This window comes from Mesorhizobium vachelliae (assembly GCF_033977325.1).
In the GTDB taxonomy this organism is placed as follows: domain Bacteria; phylum Pseudomonadota; class Alphaproteobacteria; order Rhizobiales; family Rhizobiaceae; genus Mesorhizobium; species Mesorhizobium vachelliae.
The window spans coordinates 1-16,963 of sequence record NZ_JAVIIR010000036.1 but is presented as its reverse complement, the minus strand read 5'-3'; the positions used below and the strand labels follow the sequence as shown (position 1 = coordinate 16,963).

Sequence of the window (16,963 nt, the reverse complement as noted above, 5' to 3'; positions counted from 1 at the left end):
ACGGCGCCAACGATGACGACGGGATCCTGGCCTTCACCGATGAAGGCATCGAGGAGGTCAAACTCCTCCTCGAAGAATATCATCGCGTCTCACCATCGAAACCTTGACCCCAGCACCGCAGTGGTCAGGGGCTCATGGCCGCCGGATACGCACCCCTGCGGTCTTCACCGAATGCGTACTGCTCTTTCTCAAGCCCTACGAGATCGTCTTGTCATCTTAGCGAGATTCACCGCGTCCCAGAACTATTCCAGGAACTACGCGCTTGATCGACCAGGGGCCGCCGTCGCGGCCGCCGCCCCGGCAGGTTCCGCTGGGTTCAGCTTCCATGAATTTGCTGCGGCAGTCTGGCGAAAGCCTTGCCGGCCGCATCGAGTATGTAGAAATGACGCCGCTCGATGTCCTGGAAGTTGGGCAGCGGACACGGAGCGTCTGTGGCTCAGAGGAGGATTTGCCGACAGCTTTCTGGCAGCGTCCGATGCCGATAGCCTGGCGTTCCGGCGCAGCTTCATTTCGGACCTACCTCGAACGCGATGCCCCGCAATTCGGACCACGCATTCCTGCACAGACGCTAGAGCGGCTCTGGACCATGCTCGCCCACAATCACGCTGGTCTCCTCAACGCATCCCTACTGGCGTCTGGCCCGTCCGTCAGCGCACCGACCGTGACATCCTGCGTCGATCTTCTCGTCGACATTCTACTGGTACGGCGGCTGCCTCCGTTTCATGCCAATACCGGCAAGAGGCTTGTAAAATCGCCACAAGTCTTGTCCGCGACAGCGGCATCGTGCATGCGCTGTTGGGCATCGGAGATTTCAATCGCCATTCCGGGCACCCGTTGTGGGATCCAGTTGGGAGAGCTACGTCATCGAAAATCTTCTCTCGTCGCGCCTGCGCGAACCGAGGCAAGTTTCTATCGAACCGCCGACGGCGCCGAGATTGACCTTCTTCTGGCCCAGCAAACGGCCGTGGGCGATCGAGATCGAGCGCAACCTGGCGCGGAAGGTCGATAAGGGCTTTCACCTGGCTTGCGAGGACATCAATCCCGCGCGTCGCCTCATTGTCTATCCCGGTGCTGAAAGCCCCTCAAGGATAACGTGAGGTGATGCCTCCAGGCGCTCTCGCAAACGCTCTGGTGGATCTTGTCTGACCGCGGATCCATCTCCGAACACCAGCGCAAGGCCCCTGATGAGCACTCACCGCAACATGGGCCGTCTTTTTGAACGTGATGCGGCGCCGGTCGAGGAACAGCAAGATATCCGGTTAGCAGCCACCGAGCCTCCTTAAGACTACTATCCGCTTGAGCCGATAGACATTGGAGCAGAGCCACAACCGCGCCCATACGACATGAGTGCTGGAGGTTTCGTGAACACCTCCCCGGTCGGCTGTTCTGGATTTATGTTCCCAAAATGACTAGTATGTCAATTTTCGAATTGATCTGGTCTCAATTTCACCTGGATCGGGCGAGGAAACGCCATACCTGTCCTTTGACCTCCTCACGCCGCTACGGCCTCACGTCCGTCCCATTCAGTCGGGCAACCTCGTTATTTTCACCCGCCTCAAGCCGACCTGAACTGACCCGACATCGCTGTTGCCCCGTGCGGCGGCGCGTCGACCCAGCGCAAATCCGACTTCAGAACCTGAACGATACCGCCACCCCGGTCGTCGACCCGTTCCTTGCCCCGCGTGTCGGTCGGCAGATAAGGTTCAATGCGGCGAAACTGTTCTTCTTAAGCCAGAAATGGTCCCGATTCATCACCTCTCCCTTTCGGAAGCCGTGAATCACAAATCCCACACGACGCCAACAACTTATGGGTCCCGAGCCGCACCTGGGGCAGATTCCCGTGCAGTCTAAGCAGCGGCCAGCCTGACGAGGTGTGGCAGGCTTGGCACGCGGGGTGCTGCGGGCACGGCGAAGCGACAAAAAAGCTGTCGTTATTTTTTTGCGCGACCCAATAGGTTTGATTGTCCCTGCGCAGATCTTCATAAGACTTAATACGGGCTTTAGCCGTGTCTCCGCCATGAGCCGCCAACAGGGCTATAAGGGTATCGACCACGGCTATCGCGCCAGGTAACAGCAAAGATGATGCGTCGAGAGGACAGAAACGACGATCGTCTCATCGGCGCTGAAGTCTGACGATGCAATTCACTGTCGGAAATGAGAATCAGCTTCACGCCTTTCCGGCGCGCGAATGTGCAAGCCTCTATTCGGGCCGTTCGACACCGGCAGAGGCCGATTCAAGCGTATGCCTGAACGGTTCGCGTATCTTATCATAGCGGCCGAATCCCAACCGCTCGGCTAAACGCACGAGAGTATAGGTGCTAACACCCGTCTTACGCGCCGTCTCCCGGAGAGGATCGAGGCCGAAGTCTGACGGAATGATCCACGATGTATTTGGCGACCGTTCGCAATCCTCGTGGCAATGCGGGGAGTTCCTCCTTGAGCTGGGATGTGATACGGGTCTTTAAGGTGGGATCCATTTTTCGCCGTCTTTCAAAATGTATTTTCTTCTACATCTCTACTAGAAATGTTTTTTGTGCGCCTGCCCGGGTCGGTGATCTATACTGCAACGAACGGGTACCTTCGAACCTGACCCCACCGCGCATCGGATTACTTCGGATCACTACGGCCTTTTCGTGAGCACGACGGCCATGAAACGTGATCTCGCCTGGCCGCGCCGCCACTCTCAAGGCTACAACGTCACCCTGACCGACAGCACGGAACTTACGCGGTTCTTGGGCTAATGGGGCCGGAGGCCACCCGGATCTAGCGAATGTGGGGCAGCAGCGGAGCTCAAGAAGGGTCAGCTATTTTAAGCATGGCACGGCTCGAATCGCCGGAAAGCACGTGCGTGGCGCGCGAATGTCCTTGTCGGCGATCTTATGCCGCGCTTGTGGTCGCACAGACGTCATTGCGAAATCGAGAAATGCTTCTGCGCCATGGGACATGAAGTGGATGGCGATATTACGCCGATCGCTGCAGGGCCCGATTTCGAAATCCGCAAGGAAGGCGGCGCCATCGCCGCCAACGCTTTGGCAGACGCTCGCGCGCGGCGAGGTCTCGCGCATGATCTCGCTTACACTTGATGAAGATACCGCTGTGCTTTTGGGATACGAGCCGATCTATTTGGACGGCCGCATTGTAGGTCAGACGTCCTCCTGTACGTTCGGTTACCGTATTGGGAAACCCGTGGGACCCGGCCGCAGCCGTGAACCGCTGAGGAGTGGCGCCCGGTGAAGGTCGATATCACTCGGCAAATGATAGATGCCAGCGTCACCGTTGGCCCGCTCTTCGACCCCGAAGGGATGCGAATGAAAGGCCGAAGATGATGCGAAGCCACGCCCCATATAGCCATGGCCCGGTGGTAGGGTCTTGAGCGTCCACTTTGCGGGCCAATATGACGGGAAAAACCTCTCGATCAAATCCGGATTCAAACCGCCAAAAATCGCACCTGCCTGGCGGCGACGCAGCGCCAATTTCAGCAGCCTGCTAGACATCATTCCTGATCCGGCACGATCGCCTTATGCCTCTTGCCGTCCATTTTCCCTCTCGTTGGAGAGGCTGACGGGCGCGCGCGGACTTTTCGCATCCAAGTTCTCGACTTCAAGTGTGTGCCGAAATTCGCAAGATGCGCATCGAACCGCAGAAGAGACTCACGTGCGGCTTCCGCACTCCGCCCTGCGATCAGCGCGCCCAGCACCTCCGCGACCGCGAACGCCGGCGTCATCGTGTGGAAAAACGAGGGACTCTTCGTCTCGACGAGAACGACTTCGTCGGCCACTCGGGCCAGCGGGGCAACCTCGCTGTCGGTAATGGCCACGATTGGAATGCGATGTTGATGCGCATACTGGGCGATCTCAACAGTGGCGCGCGTGTAAGGGAACACGCTTGTCGCGAAGAGCACATCATTGGGAGTAGCACGGGCAAGTGCGTCCGAACCGGTGCCACCAACCGCATCAAGCATGACCGACTTTTCTCTTATCATCGAAATAATATAATGGAGATGCCAAGCTGTTGCGTGGCTTGACCTCAATCCGACACAAAAAACGCACTTGGCGGATGCAAGGCGTCTTGCCGTTAATACGATTGCATCAAGCTGAGACTCAGCCAGATGGATAATCTCGGCCGCTTGAACTCGCAGAATTTCGCGCGCAAGGCTATGTTCGCCTTTGCGCCTTTGCGCCATCGCTTGTACATCGGCCTTCCCCGCGAATCCGACGTCGCCGCTGCGAACGGCCTCGGCATACATTTCCCGAAGCTCGTCGTAACCTGTGAGGCCAAGATGCTTGGCAAGTCGCGTCATGGTAGCCGGTTGGACCCCGGCCGCACGCGCCTGGTCGCGCATCGACAACAGTGCGACGTCATGTGGCTGGTCGATAATATAGCGCGCCGCCAACTGGAATTGCTCTGACATTGCGTCGAAGCTCGCGATCAATCTTTCCGAAAGAGGTCCACCAGCCATGACACCTAGGTAGCGCAACGCTATCGCATCCGCAACATGTGTTTCATTCGGGCTTAGTGCTCTCTCGGACCCTTCCGCACCGTGACGCTCCGGGCCATCCGCGCCAAATCGGCTGGCGCCAGCGGTAACTAAGCAAGCCAGCTGCTCGAAATATGATCCATATAACTCACTCTCGCAAGATTGAAACATATGTTGCAAATCCACCCGCCTCTGTTATCGTGCCCGCCAACTTCATCACCGGTCACGCAGGCTATAGCTGGCTATAGGAAGTACACAATGTTTGAAACAGTCGCCTACGAAATGCAGAATGGCGTGGCCGAAATTCGTCTGAACCGCCCACACCGCCTCAACGCAGTAGTGCAGAAATTATACGATGATGTCCTGGCGGCTCTTGATGAGGCGGAAGGCGACAAGACCGTGCGCGTCATTGTCCTAACGGGTGAAGGACGGGCGTTTTGTGTGGGCGCCGATTTGAAGGAGCACAAGGCGGGTCGCACGGCCTTCGATAGGCGACAATATCTGATGAGCGAACAAAGGGTGTGTAAACGGCTGGTCTCACATCCAAAACCGATCATTGCGGGCGTGAACGGCTTTGCGCTTGGCGCCGGTGCCGAGATAGCTCTCGCTTGCGATTTTATGATCATGGCCGCGTCGGCGCGGATCGGATTTCCCGAAATTGGCCTTGGTGCATACCTGGGCGGTGGGGTTACGAACATCCTTCCACGGCTTGTAGGTCTCGCAAAAGCGCGGGATCTGATCTTCTTCGGTCGGCAGATCGACGGAGCGGAGGCGGTCAGGATCGGGCTTGCCTCGCGCTGCATCCCCGACAAGGAGTTCGCTGAGGGCATCCGCGCTTTAGCGAGCGAACTGGCGAAGAAGGCGCCATTCTCGATGCAGCTTGCCAAAGAACAGTTGGCGTCAGCTGCTCACGGGACGTTCGACTCTGCGCTTACCGCCGAGCTTGAAGGTATGACATTTTGTTCGACGACGCGCGATTGGCAGGAGGGCGTCGATGCCTTCGCGGAAAAGCGTTCGCCGATCTTTCGGGGGGAGTAACATGGCGCCGAGCGAATTGGTCGACATTCTATCCCCGAACTCCATCGCGATCATTGGGGCATCCAGAAATCCGGCAAAGCGCGGACACCGGTCTCTACGGAAACTCCTCGATGACGGCTATGCCGGGGCAATTTATCCGATTAATCCAAAGGAGAGTGAAATCTGCGGCGTTAGGTGTTTACCCGATCTGGGTAGCTTACCGGGGCCGGTCGACCTTGCGCTGGTCTGTACCCCCGCTGCGACGGTAGTTTCAGTCATCGCCGAATGCGCAGCAAAAGGGGTGCGCGGTGCCGTGGTTCTGGCGGGTGGCTTCGCGGAAGCCGGAGCCGACGGTAGCCAGCTGCAAGATGCAATGCTAGCCGCTGCGCGCGCTGGCGGTGTTAGGATCGTGGGGCCAAACACCTCGGGTATGTTCAATACTCACAAAGCTTGCAATCTCGTCGGCTTTTCGAACTTGCTGAAGGGTAGCATTGGCCTTTTGTCCCAATCCGGCAACATGACCCTGTCGCTCGTCACCGAAGCTCACGGCAACGGGCATGTGGGTCTGAGCACTTACCTGGGGATAGGTAACGAGGCGGATATCCGCTTCGATGAGTACCTCGACTACTTTGCGGGCGATCCCAACACCAACGTGGTGATCGCCTACGTTGAAGGACTAAAAGACGGCCGCCGCTTTTTGAACGCCTTGAGGCGTATCTCGCCAGAAAAACCAGTTGTCATCTACAAATCGGGTCGGACAAGCGCCGGACGCAGCTCCGCGAAGTCTCATTCCGGTGCTTTGGCTGGCGAATATGCGGTTAGCGAGGCTGTGCTGAGGCAAGCCGGTGCAATCCTTGCGCATCGGTCCGATGAGATCCTGCCGATGGCGGAGGCGCTATCGTTACTGCCTTCCCTGCGCTCGCGCCGCCTCGCTATTCTGGCGGATGGCGGAGGCCACGCGACAGTTGCCGCCGACGCCTTATCTGAACGCGGACTGGCGCTCGCTCCTCTGAGCGAAGACACGCGTCGGCGACTTACCGCTGAACTTCCTCCAGCTGCGTCGGTTATCAATCCTGTCGACGTAGCCGGGGGTACAGATTCGGACCCATCTGTTTTTGCCACTTGCGCCGAGATTCTCTTGCAGGATCCGATGGTGGACGGACTTCTAATATCAGGTCTCTACGGCGGTTATGCGGTCCGTTTCTCACAAGACCTGCTCTCAGCAGAAATCGATGCAACGAACCTCATCGGCGCCATGCCACGCCGGTTCGGCAAGCCCATAGTCGTTCATAGCCTGTACGGTGCGCTTCAGGCAGATAAGCGGCCGTTGCCAATCCTCGAGGTGCACCGCGCAGGCATCCCAGTGCACAGCTCCCTGGAAACTGCCGTGCGATGCATGCAGGCTTTGGCGGAGTGCGGTGAGATGGGTCGCGCCTTTGCAGCGCTGCCGCCACAGCGGGCGCAGCGCGGGGCAGTCTTTGAGGAGGTTCTTGCGCGATGCAGAACCGAGGGCAGGCGCGTAGTCTTGGAACACGAAGGGCGAGCTAGCCTGCGCGACTTCGGCCTGGATCTCACTCCGGCTTTGCTAGCTGTGAATGAAAAAGAGGCCGAAGAGGCTTTTCGCCGTCTCGGCACAAAGCCCGTCGCGATGAAAATTGTATCTCGCGACATACTGCACAAGACTGAGGCTGGCGGAGTCAAACTCGATATCGGCGACGTAGCATCGGTGCGCAGTGGCTTCCTTGAGATCGTGGCCAATGTCAAGGCTGCAGTAATAAATCCGAACATTGCAGGCGTCCTCGTCACCCCGATGGCATCCAAGGGAGGCGTCGAGCTCATCGTCGGCGTCGTCCGCGATGCCTCATACGGCCCCATCATGATGTTCGGACTGGGCGGAGTCCTCGTCGAACTTCTTAGGGACGTGGTATTCCGCGCGCTTCCAATCTCACGCAATGATGCCTTTACGATGTTGGACGAAATCAAGGCGAAAGCGGTTCTCGATGGCGTGCGCGGGGGAGCGCCGGTTGATCGCGACGCGCTCGCAGATTTTATGGTGAGTATCTCAGACCTGGTTGAAGCTTTCCCGGAAATCGATGAACTCGACCTCAATCCTATCCATGCATATCCCGACGGTCTGGCAGTCTCGGATGTTCGCATCCTTCTCACTGCGTCCTCCATAGTGCGGTCGTCGAAGCAAGGAATTGAGACATGATCGATCTGCCGAAATTCATCGACTCGCAACTCGAGATCAGCGACCGTGTCGCCGTGCTCATGCTGGTGCGACGACGTCCGCAACGAACTGACCGGGACAAGTTTGACAGACGACATCGTGCAAACGGTTGACTGGATCAATGGTGGGGCGGCCATCTCGGTTCTCGTCATCACAGGGGCTGGTAAGGCGTTTTCCGCCGGCGGCAACGTCAAGGATATGCGGGACCGTAGGGGAAGCTTCGCTGGCGATGGATTTGAGGTGCAAGAACGCTATCGCCGCGGCATCCAACGAATTGCGCCTGCCATGCACCGGCTGGAGGTCCCTGTCATTGCTGCGCTCAATGGGGCCGCAATCGGTGCTGGTTTCGATCTGGCAACAATGGCGACATCCGTATCGCAGCGGAGGACGCGGTATTCGGCTCGACGTTCATAAACCTCGGGATTGTTCCGGGAGATGGCGGCGCTTGGTTCCTGCAGGATCTGCTCGGTCCCCAAAGGGCGGCGGAGTTGATCTTCACCGAGCGTCTAGTGCGCGCCGAGGAAGCTCTACGACTGGGAATCGTCCTTGAGATCGCGGCTGCGTCGCAATTGCAGTCGCGAGCCCTGCAACGTGCTGCAAGCATAGCAGGAAAACCTCCTCAAACACTTCGACTCGCAAACGGCTGCTGAAGGCAGCGCGGCGATTGGACCTGTCTGATTTCCCCGATCTCTGCGCAGCATTTCAGGGCATGTGCCTCAATACTTCGGATCACCGCGAGGCGGGCGAAGCCTTCCTGAACAAACATCCAGCCCTCTTTCAGGCGCGCTAGTCTAACTGCCGCCGTTACCACTTGCGCAGTGCGCAGTCAGTGCCGTTCGAGCAGTTTCTCGCTGACAAGCGGTAAACCAACTTTCGGTGTACCGCTATCGAGGGCACACTGGCTCGCGTTCACTTTGTGTGATCCATACGGTCTTCTGAAACAAACGAAACATTTGTTGCAATCAAGCTCGAGCGCCGTCATCTTTCCTCACCGCCTCAAGGATTTTTCGATCGAGCCTTTCAATCCGTGTCTGTCACGGCCTCGATTTGCTCGACGAGTTCTTCCAAAGCCATTCGCGCTTCACCCGGCAATCTTAGGTCACTATGGTCGCGCACTATGGCGGCAAGGCCGATGATTCCGACCAGACCGGTCGCCCTGACAATGTCCAGTTCGGCAAGATGAGCTCTCAAAGCGTTGATTGCCTGAGTGAGCTGACGGATGAGCAAATCTCGTGCTTTGAGCACCATTCCGGCAGCCTGCTCGTCCTGTGTTTTTGCCGGCACGTAGCGCATGGTCGGCCATTGACTGCCTCGCAAATAGCTTCGGCGTCCGCGGCGTCAGTTTTGTTGCGTTTTGAGGTAGGCCTAACGTATGCGGGTGGCATCAACCGAACCGTATGCCCGGAGCCTAAATTTCCCGAGCCCAATAATGCGCGCTGCCACAGGCTTCCATCCCTCCGAGGCAAGGCTGCTTGCGAAAAAAGTCCAACACCTGCGACCGACGCAGTGCGCGACGTGCGATCACTGCTCCTTCTTCGGCTATGCCATCAACTTGAAAACGGATTTTGCCAGATCGGGTCCGACTGTGATAATTTTCTCTATGGAGCGGTCCTTCTTTTTTGTGGCGTTTCAACACGACCACGTTTAGGCACTTGATGCCGTTTGAGAAGGGCCGTGCGGCCAAGCGCTTCTTCAGGAAAGCCCTGGAGCGCCATAACAGGCCCGATCGCATCGTCATCGACGGCAGCCAGACCAATCACGAAGCCATCACCTCCTGCGATGCGGCAAATCGGTTGCAGGATCGTTCCCGGCGCTGGCTGACCCGATCACGATCAGGAAAAGTCGATACTTGAACGGATCGAGCAGGACCACCAGCGTATCAAGCGCCGTGTGCGGCCGATGCTGGGTTTCAAGTCGCCGGCCACCGCCAGCGTCACCCTGCCCGGATCGAAATGCTTCACATGATGCGCAAGCGACAGGCGAGGTACGCGTTCAATCCAAATCCCTCCCTGGCTGAGCAGTCCGCCATACTGGCGACACGACAGCGCCGTCCCGACCAACCTTCATGAAAAAAACTTGCAACACAAGCAAATTGGATGCCCATATCTGCGGAAACTTCGGCGCCCATTGACAGCCTGACGATTTGCCGACCGACAATGGTCGTGATTCGACCCTCCGGGTGTGTCTTCAACTGTGTTCAGTTGACGAGCTCCATGTTCGAAACCTGACAAAGCTGACGCGCAAGTATTCCGCCGCGCGGCGCCAAACACATGGTTTTGCCCCTCACTCGCATAACCTCTTTGTTGGCATGCCGCTTGCTTTGAATACGCTGAAGGATCTATTACGAAGATTGCGATCTGGCGATCTCCGACCGAAGAGGTCCGTATGAAACTTGCTCAAACCATGCGACTTGCTGCCGCCAATCGAAGCTTTGCCGCGTTCGGCGCGGGTGGCTGCATTGACGCACTGCTTGGGGCGCAGGCGAAGCGGAATCCGCAGGCAGTTGCGGTTCATTGCGAGGACCAGAGCGTGAGCGATCGTGAGATGAACGCGCGGACGACCTCGGCCGCGCCTCGAATTCGCCGACTTCAATCATCGCCCGCCAAGGCGGACTCGCCGCACCGCACCGCTGCCATGAATTTTATCGAGGGGACGCGCGACGTAACCGAGGGTGAGCTACAAGCTAACAACATCACTCGTTATCATGTCACAAGATTTTATCGTGAACAAATCACCAAAAGCGATTATTATGGTCAGCTTAAACACATCGTCGAGCCCTCATTCGAAGAATTCGAGAGTCCCGGTCATCTGGACACGAGCGGCGAGCACGACAACACGGTCGTACCCGGATTTCAGCACAAGTATGCCCAGACCGGGTTGTTGCTGGTAACGGACCGTTGCGCTTCATATTGCCGTTATTGCTTTCGCAAGCGCATTGTCGGCAAGAACTCCGATGAAATCGCAACTGATTTCTCCCGGGTTGCGCAATATATCGATGACCATCCTGAGATGACGAACGTACTGCTATCGGGGGGGGACCCGTTCGTGCTCAACACGGCCAAGCTCGACAAAATCCTTAATCATCTGCTGCCGATCCCACATTTAGGCTCGATTCGGTTCGGCACCAAGATGGTCGCCTACGAGCCCAAACGGTTCGAGGATCCCGCTCTATTGGCACTGTTCCAACGGATCCATGAAGGGGGTAAGACCGCAGTCATCGTCACACATTTCGATCACGTCGGCGAAATCTCGGCCGACGCAGAGCGCAACATTGGCTCCTTGCGGGCTCACGGCGTGCAGTTCCTCAACCAGTCCGTGCTCCTCGCGAAAGTCAACGATGATTCCAAGATCTTGGCGGCGACCTTCGCCAAGTGTCATCAAATGGGTGTCCGCCCTTATTACCTCTTTCAGGGCCGGCCGGTGAAAGGCGCATCGCATTTCCAGGTTTCCCTGCGCCGCGGAATAGAGATCGCGCGCGGCATCAACCAACGTCTCAGCGGCATCCAAAAAACATTCAAATACATCATGTCCCATTACACAGGAAAGATCGAGATCCTCGACCTCGGAGCCGATGGCCGCGTGTATATGCGATACCATCAAAACAAGACTCCCGAAAAGATCGGAAGGATCTTTTCCCGGCCGCACCTCGAGGGCGCCTGTTGGTTAGAAGATTTGCCGGAAGGATGAGATCGAAAGGCGCGGAATGCTGACCACCGTACCAGTTCGAGTGGAACAAAAGGCCGCAGCTGCTTCCGTGGGGCAGCGCCAGATCGTGGTCGAGTAGCTCAGCCATTCGGCTTTCGCCCTCACAGATCCGGGCGGGCGGATTTCCCGCACCAAATGTGCTCGAGCACATTTGGTGCGTAATGTGGCTTCGGTACAGATGTGGGCGTCGGCCGCCGCGGGCCAGAGGCGGCAAGCAGGTGAGGGCGCCGAGCGCCACATAACAAACTGAATATAGGTGATCGGATTTCCCACCTCACTGGAGATCCGAGGCATGTTCGAGGACTTATTCGCCTACCCGAAGGTCGTAGCGCGTCACCGTGACGGGCCCAAGGCCTCGAAGCGGCTGCGCTATCTCAAGCACCTCGCCGATCAGCGTGCGGCTCGTGAGACTTTACTGCGCACGGCCCGCGAGCTGCTGGTCATTGCGCAGCGGCTGGATCTGTCCGGCGACAGGTGCGTCAGGCAGGCCGAGATCGACGCGGCCGCTCAATCTTGGGCCCGATACCAGCACATGCGAAACAGAGCCTGCGGTAGAAGTGGTCACGGCGTTTGTTCCATGACGTCGCCGCAGCGTGGCTTTGCTTTCTTGGCCAGCTTGACGAACCGGCTCCCAACGAGCCGAAGGCTCATTGTGAAAAGGTCGACGAATTCATCGCCTATCAACATGATGAGCGTGGCTTGTCTTCGATCGCCGACATCGGCCAGTGCGGGATCATCAGCTCGTATATACGCTCGGCATTCTCGGCCGCGGCTTTCTCGCTGTTTCGCAACTCCTTCACGGCCTTCGCCACCGTCCAGGCGACCTCGACCAGCATGGCGCGGGCGCGACTAAATCGGGAGCCGGCGGGCAACGCGACACCTACGGATCCGCGCTCTCGGCGCAACCGGGTAGGTCGCAGGGGCGGCCAGCTACTAACGCGAGCTCGCAGCTCATCGAATACATCGGCCTGCCCGCACTTGGCGTGCTCCCGGTGCCCCTGTCCCGGATGGTCGCACCATACGCCGAAAACTGCTCCAGAGAGGACGAGATCGCAACGTCATGATCATACCGGTTACCAACGCTATCGAGGCATTGAACGCCAAGCTGCGCCGCGCCGTTCGAACGCGCGGCCACTTCCCCAGTGACGACGCGGCCATGAAGCTGTTATATCTGGTGCTTAACCACGCGACCGAAGAATGGAAACGACCGCCACGCGAGTGGTTCGAGGCCCAAGACCCAGTTCGCCGTCGTGTTCGGCGAAAGGTTCGTCAGCCAGTGACGACCGGCCTCGCGCACAGAATTCCTGACAGTCCCTGGCGGTGAGCCGTGTCGTCCACACTGATCCACGGCGCGGTCTCCAGCCCGGCCCGAAGCACCGCCTGATCCTCTCCGATCAAGCCGTCCACACTTTTGCTGAGCAACCGCACCACCTGGCGCTTGGAGATCGCCATGCCCATGCCGGTCAACAGCGCCGTCAGCCGCTCGCTGCACATCTGGCCCTGGAAGTGTCCCGCCGCGATGAACCGCCGCAGCTCCGGCCTATAGCCGCTCACGATACCCCGACGGCAGCGCCGCCACGATCCACTCGCCACAGGGGCCAGCCCAACGTTCGCGGCGGTAGCGCACCGTCTCAACCGCGATCCGCAGATCCTGCACCAAAAGTTCGTAGCCCAAAAACCGGGACCCGACTGGCGCCGAGGCCTTCACAACCACCTCGGCCGTTATCTCCAGTTTGTCGCGCTTGGCACCTCGCCGGCGCTTGGAGCGTCCCCTACCGCCCGAAGAGGCCGACGTCGCCTTCTCCAACCCGGATGGTCTGCCCTTGAACTGTGGCCGCGGCGGTAGTCCCTTCAGCCGCGCGATCTCGTCCTTCAGATCACGGTTCTCCGCCCGTAAAAGCGTCACTTCTTCGATCAGCGCCACCACAAGCCGGCGTAAATCCGCCAGCGGCAAATCCTCAACCGAATAAGAAGCGGGCAGAGTCATCCACAGGATGAATCACACCCGGCACGCCTTGAAAAGCCAACCCGCACGGGAATTTGCCCCGAGTGCAACTGCGCCCCTTCAAATGTTGCACCGCGCGAGACCGACAGGCTCGGCGGGATCGACACCAACATATGCACATGGTCTCGGTTGATCGACCCGGCATGCACGACCATTTCATGCGCTTGCGCCGTCTCGCGCAGCAACTCACGACACCGCTCCCCAACATCACCGCCAAGCACCGCATAAGATACTTCGTCACCCAAACGAGGTGATACTTGCAGTCCCAAACTGTATGGCTGCCCCGCTTGTATGCTTCTATCCGGCCAATCTACACCGCAAACGCCGCTATCGGAGCCGCCTGCCGCAGTGGCGGGCGCGGCAAGAAGGTCGCCATTGTCGCCTTGGCGAGAAAGCTGCTCGTCGCCCTCTCGAAATATGCGGCCAGCGGTGTCGTGATCGAAGGAGCCGTCATGGCCGAAGCCTGACTTTCGCCTCATTCGATCAACCCAATCCTCGGGCCTGATCAGCCTCGACGGATCCAGGTGAGCGGGCCGCCCCACGCCGTGGCCTGAACAACCGACCTAAAGAATGGTCCCGTTCTCCTGAGCCTTTGTCCCCGAATGAGGGATTATGGTGCTGCCGCCACGAGCGGCGACCGCATATGAGGTTGTACCGGCAAGGCACTGCTCGCCGGTACTAACGGAACAGGCTCAACTGGATGTAGCCGACACAACAATGCAAGGACGGACGATATGCTAACCAGCCGCTTGATCTCAGACTCATCATATGAGGCGTGGGGTTTCCTGACTATCTGGGACTCTAAACATAAGCTTTGAGTGATTGGATACGACGTTTAACGGAATCTTAATGCGATTTTCACAATGCACGTATTGTGTAAATCGTATCAAGTGGCATTCTATACTGAACGTATTGGAGCGGCCATATGAGCGCTGAGCCGCCGCAGGGAAGATCGGCCTTCGCTCTGCGGGACCGGCAGGTCCCGTCCACCAAGCACCGATCGATGGACAAGAGGAGCAATCTATTGGACACTCTGCATAAACAGGCTGTTAGTGAGCAAGTCGCACAAGAGCTATCAAGGCTTCACACGTGCTCGACGGCGACGCCAGCCGCTTGGTGGATTACTATCGGGAATGGGCTAGTTCCTACAATCTGGATGTGAACCGTGAGCGGTACTGCGTCCCTCTAATCGTAGCGGAACCGGCGGGCGCTATGCAGGCGGCCTACGTCGAAAGCGGGCTGGCGGCCTCGGGAGTGATGACTGAATGTGAGTCTCGTCGCCACGAGCGTTCCGCAACCGGCATCCAAAATCAAGGCGCAAAAAGTATTGCAGGGGCTAACTTTTTTCCATTGCCATCGCATCGTGGGGCCGTTTTAGGTCGACGCCGAAGGATATGAGAGGCACGAATGAAGCTGGTTGGGATCAATGTGTACAATGTCGATGTGCCTTCGGTACACCAATATAGAATGGCGTCGGCGACAGTGACGCATTTGCAGAGCACAATCGTCGAACTGATCACCGATAGCGGTCTTGTCGGATTTGGCGAGACCTGTCCGGCCGGCCCAGTCTATCAGCCGCAGCATATGCTCGGCGGCAGGGCTGCTCTTCAAGAGATCGGGCCAAGCCTCATCGGTCTGGACCCGCGTAATATCGGCCAACTGAATCGGGCGATGAACGCAACGTTGAATGGCAGCAGGTATGCCAAGGCCGCCATTGACATAGCGGCGTGGGACATCGCGGGCAAGGCCTACAATCGACGAGTTTGCGACCTCATCGGCGGTGCAACGGGCGACACGATTCCCACCTACTATTCAATTACCACAGCCTCGCCCGATGAGATGGCACGAGAAGCTCGTGAGCGCCAACGGGAAGGTTACGAAAGGGTTCAACTAAAGATCGGCGGGCGCGATGTCGAGCAAGACATCGAGACACTCCATAAGGTGAAGGAGGCGACCAAGCCAGGAATACGCATCGCAGCAGATGCAAACCGAAGCCTGACGAGTCGGGACGCAATGTTCCTTTCGCATCGTTGCAGGGACATCTCAATGGTGATGGAGCAGCCTTGCAACACCATGGAGGAGATCGCCGCCATTCGGCATCAGCTTTGCCATCCTGTTTACGTGGACGAGTTGGCGGAGGACGTGAACAGCGTAATGCGCGCGGTTTCAGGCGGATTGGTCGATGGGTTTGGCCTAAAATTGACGCGCCTCGGAGGCATTTTGGCAGTCCAGACTGCCCGTGACATCTGCGACGCCCGCAGCTTGCCGCACACGTGTGACGACACTTGGGGTGGGGACGTCATTGCCGCAGCCTGCGTGCATGTAGGTGCTACCGTCGCGCCGGCAAGGTTCGAAGGCTCCTGGATCGCAGCGCCCTATATTCGAAGACATTTCGACAGCGAGAACCACGTTCAGATTGAAGCGGGCCGGATTAAGGTACCGACCGGGCCTGGACTAGGTGTGACGCCGGATAAGGTCCATCTTGGCTCACCGATTATGGCATTTGGCTGACGTCAAATCATTCATGATTTGTGAGCCTGCCATGCTGCGTCGCAAGCGGAGATCAGCTTATGTCTGGACTTGGCTGACGCTTGAGCGTGAGCTCGGCGCTTCGAGGTGATCAACGGCGCCGATGGTCGGCGGCATTAGTCGGTTTAGAAAGCAATATATTATATTACTCCCCAGAACGCAAAAGTTGACTTCGAATTCGATCGGACAATCCCGCTCGATCGTTCCCGCTACTTGATTTGCGTCTCAAGTAATATACGTATGTTAGATGTTGCGATCAAGCGATTCGCAGAAAGCGGATCGTCTCAATGCGGCCCATGGGTTGCTTCCGCGTGGGCTGAGCGGGGCGGAGGCCGCCTTGGTGTTGTCGCGCCAATTCACCCTGTCCCGACCTCAGGCCTATCGGTACAAAATCCAAGCGGTCCTCATCCACGGACCGGATCGGCTGAGCCGCAAGTACGCCTATCAGGTCCCTTCTGACCGAAGAGTTTGCCCGCCACGAGCATCGGCGTCATCGCCGGCTGCTGCGGGAGATGGGCCCGCCGACACGCCGGCGCGTGTCATGCCGCAAATGCGGCTACGCGCTCTAACGCACGTCGACCCGCAGCTCGGCCCGCAAAATCCACCATTACCGCTGCCTGCGGTTCGGATAGCTGGCGCCATCTCGGCGGTTCCGTTTGCGGCAGCCGCCCGATCCGCCAGGATCTGCTCGACCACATCGTGCGGCAGGAGGTCATTTGGCTGATCGAGGGTCCTGAGCTTATCACCGCTGAGCTTGACCGTCGCCTTGATGCGGCCCGTGCGAGCGAGCCGACGAAGAAACGGCAGGAGGCTGTCGAACGGTACGCGTCCGGTGAAGACCGCAGACGTGCGTATCCGGCGGCCATGAGCCCCTGACCACTGCGGTGCCGGGGTCAAGGTTTCGATGGTGAGACGCGATGATATTCTTCGAGGAGGAGTTTGACCTCCTCGATGCCTTCATCGGTGAAGGCCAGGATCCCGTCGTCATCGTTGGCGCCGT

General features: G+C 58.2%; 13 protein-coding genes and 7 pseudogenes. 11 read left to right on the top strand and 9 right to left on the bottom strand.

The annotated features are described in order from the left end of the window. Positions 1–262 precede the first annotated feature (262 nt). A complete protein-coding gene (locus RFM41_RS33350; protein ID WP_320253414.1) occupies positions 263–1,009 on the top strand; it encodes an ATP-binding protein in 747 nt (248 codons plus the stop codon). Positions 1,010–1,600: 591 nt separating this feature from the next. On the opposite strand, the pseudogene RFM41_RS33345 reads toward RFM41_RS33350, so the two are convergent. Both RFM41_RS33345 and RFM41_RS33340 read right to left on the bottom strand, forming a co-directional pair. Beyond that, positions 1,601–1,752, bottom strand: a pseudogene (locus RFM41_RS33345) (IS5/IS1182 family transposase); the annotation flags it as partial. A 1,052-nt stretch (positions 1,753–2,804) separates the two neighbouring features. Further along, positions 2,805–3,065, bottom strand: coding sequence for a hypothetical protein (locus RFM41_RS33340; RefSeq protein WP_320253413.1), 261 nt, complete (start codon positions 3,063–3,065; stop codon positions 2,805–2,807). Here RFM41_RS33340 and RFM41_RS34330 point away from each other — a divergent pair. Then, positions 2,953–3,234: a glycine cleavage T C-terminal barrel domain-containing protein gene (locus tag RFM41_RS34330; protein ID WP_430691602.1), complete on the top strand. Its 282-nt coding sequence runs from the start codon at positions 2,953–2,955 to the stop codon at positions 3,232–3,234. The genes RFM41_RS33340 and RFM41_RS34330 overlap by 113 nt on opposite strands. 259 nt (positions 3,235–3,493) lie before the next feature. On the opposite strand, the gene RFM41_RS33335 is transcribed toward RFM41_RS34330, so the two are convergent. Beyond that, positions 3,494–4,459 (bottom strand): MurR/RpiR family transcriptional regulator, encoded by a 966-nt coding sequence (locus tag RFM41_RS33335; protein ID WP_320253417.1) that lies wholly within the window; start codon positions 4,457–4,459, stop codon positions 3,494–3,496. Positions 4,460–4,735: 276 nt separating this feature from the next. Between RFM41_RS33335 and RFM41_RS33330 the strand changes: the two genes are divergently transcribed. From RFM41_RS33330 to RFM41_RS33315, 4 genes and pseudogenes are all read left to right on the top strand, one after another. Further along, positions 4,736–5,515, top strand: coding sequence for an enoyl-CoA hydratase/isomerase family protein (locus RFM41_RS33330; RefSeq protein ID WP_320253412.1), 780 nt, complete (start codon positions 4,736–4,738; stop codon positions 5,513–5,515). Position 5,516: 1 nt separating this feature from the next. Further along, positions 5,517–7,706, top strand: coding sequence for an acetate--CoA ligase family protein (locus tag RFM41_RS33325; RefSeq protein ID WP_320253411.1), 2,190 nt, complete (start codon positions 5,517–5,519; stop codon positions 7,704–7,706). Further along, the gene (locus tag RFM41_RS33320) at positions 7,703–7,837 is read left to right on the top strand and encodes a hypothetical protein (RefSeq protein ID WP_320253410.1); all 135 of its coding nucleotides are present in this window, start codon (positions 7,703–7,705) and stop codon (positions 7,835–7,837) included. The genes RFM41_RS33325 and RFM41_RS33320 overlap by 4 nt, the downstream gene beginning before the upstream one ends. Further along, positions 7,824–8,374: pseudogene (locus tag RFM41_RS33315) on the top strand (enoyl-CoA hydratase-related protein). The gene RFM41_RS33320 and the pseudogene RFM41_RS33315 overlap by 14 nt, the downstream one beginning before the upstream one ends. A 318-nt stretch (positions 8,375–8,692) precedes the next feature. Here the strand turns inward: RFM41_RS33315 and RFM41_RS34325 are convergent. After that, positions 8,693–9,326, bottom strand: a pseudogene (locus tag RFM41_RS34325) (IS110 family RNA-guided transposase); the annotation flags it as partial. 74 nt (positions 9,327–9,400) lie between these two features. Here RFM41_RS34325 and RFM41_RS33305 point away from each other — a divergent pair. Together RFM41_RS33305 and RFM41_RS33300 are read left to right on the top strand one after the other, a co-directional pair. Further along, positions 9,401–9,793, top strand: a pseudogene (locus RFM41_RS33305) (DDE-type integrase/transposase/recombinase); the annotation flags it as partial. Between the two features lie 565 nt (positions 9,794–10,358). Continuing rightward, positions 10,359–11,411: a KamA family radical SAM protein gene (locus RFM41_RS33300; RefSeq protein WP_320253416.1), complete on the top strand. Its 1,053-nt coding sequence runs from the start codon at positions 10,359–10,361 to the stop codon at positions 11,409–11,411. Between the two features lie 430 nt (positions 11,412–11,841). On the opposite strand, the gene RFM41_RS33295 is transcribed toward RFM41_RS33300, so the two are convergent. Next, a complete protein-coding gene (locus RFM41_RS33295) occupies positions 11,842–11,994 on the bottom strand; it encodes a hypothetical protein (protein WP_320253408.1) in 153 nt (50 codons plus the stop codon). Positions 11,995–12,109: 115 nt separating this feature from the next. Further along, positions 12,110–12,301 carry a hypothetical protein gene (locus RFM41_RS33290; RefSeq protein WP_320253407.1) on the bottom strand — a complete coding sequence of 64 codons (192 nt, stop codon included), beginning with the start codon at positions 12,299–12,301 and terminating at the stop codon, positions 12,110–12,112. A 191-nt stretch (positions 12,302–12,492) separates the two neighbouring features. On the opposite strand from RFM41_RS33290, the pseudogene RFM41_RS33285 reads away from it, so the two are divergent. Continuing rightward, positions 12,493–12,709 (top strand): annotated as a pseudogene (locus RFM41_RS33285) (transposase); the annotation flags it as partial. Here the strand turns inward: RFM41_RS33285 and RFM41_RS33280 are convergent. From RFM41_RS33280 to tnpA, 3 genes and pseudogenes are all read right to left on the bottom strand, one after another. Next, complete coding sequence (locus RFM41_RS33280) at positions 12,699–12,983, bottom strand: hypothetical protein (protein ID WP_320253406.1); 285 nt, start codon at positions 12,981–12,983, stop codon at positions 12,699–12,701. The pseudogene RFM41_RS33285 and the gene RFM41_RS33280 overlap by 11 nt on opposite strands. Continuing rightward, positions 12,970–13,416 carry a hypothetical protein gene (locus RFM41_RS33275; RefSeq protein ID WP_320253405.1) on the bottom strand — a complete coding sequence of 149 codons (447 nt, stop codon included), beginning with the start codon at positions 13,414–13,416 and terminating at the stop codon, positions 12,970–12,972. The genes RFM41_RS33280 and RFM41_RS33275 overlap by 14 nt, the downstream gene beginning before the upstream one ends. 67 nt (positions 13,417–13,483) lie before the next feature. Beyond that, positions 13,484–13,735 (bottom strand): annotated as a pseudogene (gene tnpA / locus RFM41_RS33270) (IS200/IS605 family transposase); the annotation flags it as partial. Positions 13,736–13,781: 46 nt separating this feature from the next. On the opposite strand from tnpA, the pseudogene RFM41_RS33265 reads away from it, so the two are divergent. Next, a pseudogene (locus RFM41_RS33265) lies at positions 13,782–13,901 on the top strand (IS110 family transposase); the annotation flags it as partial. A gap of 940 nt (positions 13,902–14,841) precedes the next feature. Then, positions 14,842–15,945, top strand: a complete 1,104-nt coding sequence (locus RFM41_RS33260; RefSeq protein WP_320253404.1) for a mandelate racemase/muconate lactonizing enzyme family protein — start codon at positions 14,842–14,844, stop codon at positions 15,943–15,945. Positions 15,946–16,963 lie beyond the last annotated feature (1,018 nt).

Coding starts and splice junctions, on each gene's coding strand:
- RFM41_RS34330 (WP_430691602.1), top strand. CDS start 2,953: ATGGCGATATTACGCCGATCGCTGCAGGGCCCGATTTCGAAATCCGCA.
- RFM41_RS33340 (WP_320253413.1), bottom strand. CDS start 3,065: ATGCGCGAGACCTCGCCGCGCGCGAGCGTCTGCCAAAGCGTTGGCGGC.
- RFM41_RS33335 (WP_320253417.1), bottom strand. CDS start 4,459: ATGGCTGGTGGACCTCTTTCGGAAAGATTGATCGCGAGCTTCGACGCA.
- RFM41_RS33330 (WP_320253412.1), top strand. CDS start 4,736: ATGTTTGAAACAGTCGCCTACGAAATGCAGAATGGCGTGGCCGAAATT.
- RFM41_RS33325 (WP_320253411.1), top strand. CDS start 5,517: ATGGCGCCGAGCGAATTGGTCGACATTCTATCCCCGAACTCCATCGCG.
- RFM41_RS33320 (WP_320253410.1), top strand. CDS start 7,703: ATGATCGATCTGCCGAAATTCATCGACTCGCAACTCGAGATCAGCGAC.
- RFM41_RS33300 (WP_320253416.1), top strand. CDS start 10,359: ATGAATTTTATCGAGGGGACGCGCGACGTAACCGAGGGTGAGCTACAA.
- RFM41_RS33275 (WP_320253405.1), bottom strand. CDS start 13,416: ATGACTCTGCCCGCTTCTTATTCGGTTGAGGATTTGCCGCTGGCGGAT.
- RFM41_RS33260 (WP_320253404.1), top strand. CDS start 14,842: ATGAAGCTGGTTGGGATCAATGTGTACAATGTCGATGTGCCTTCGGTA.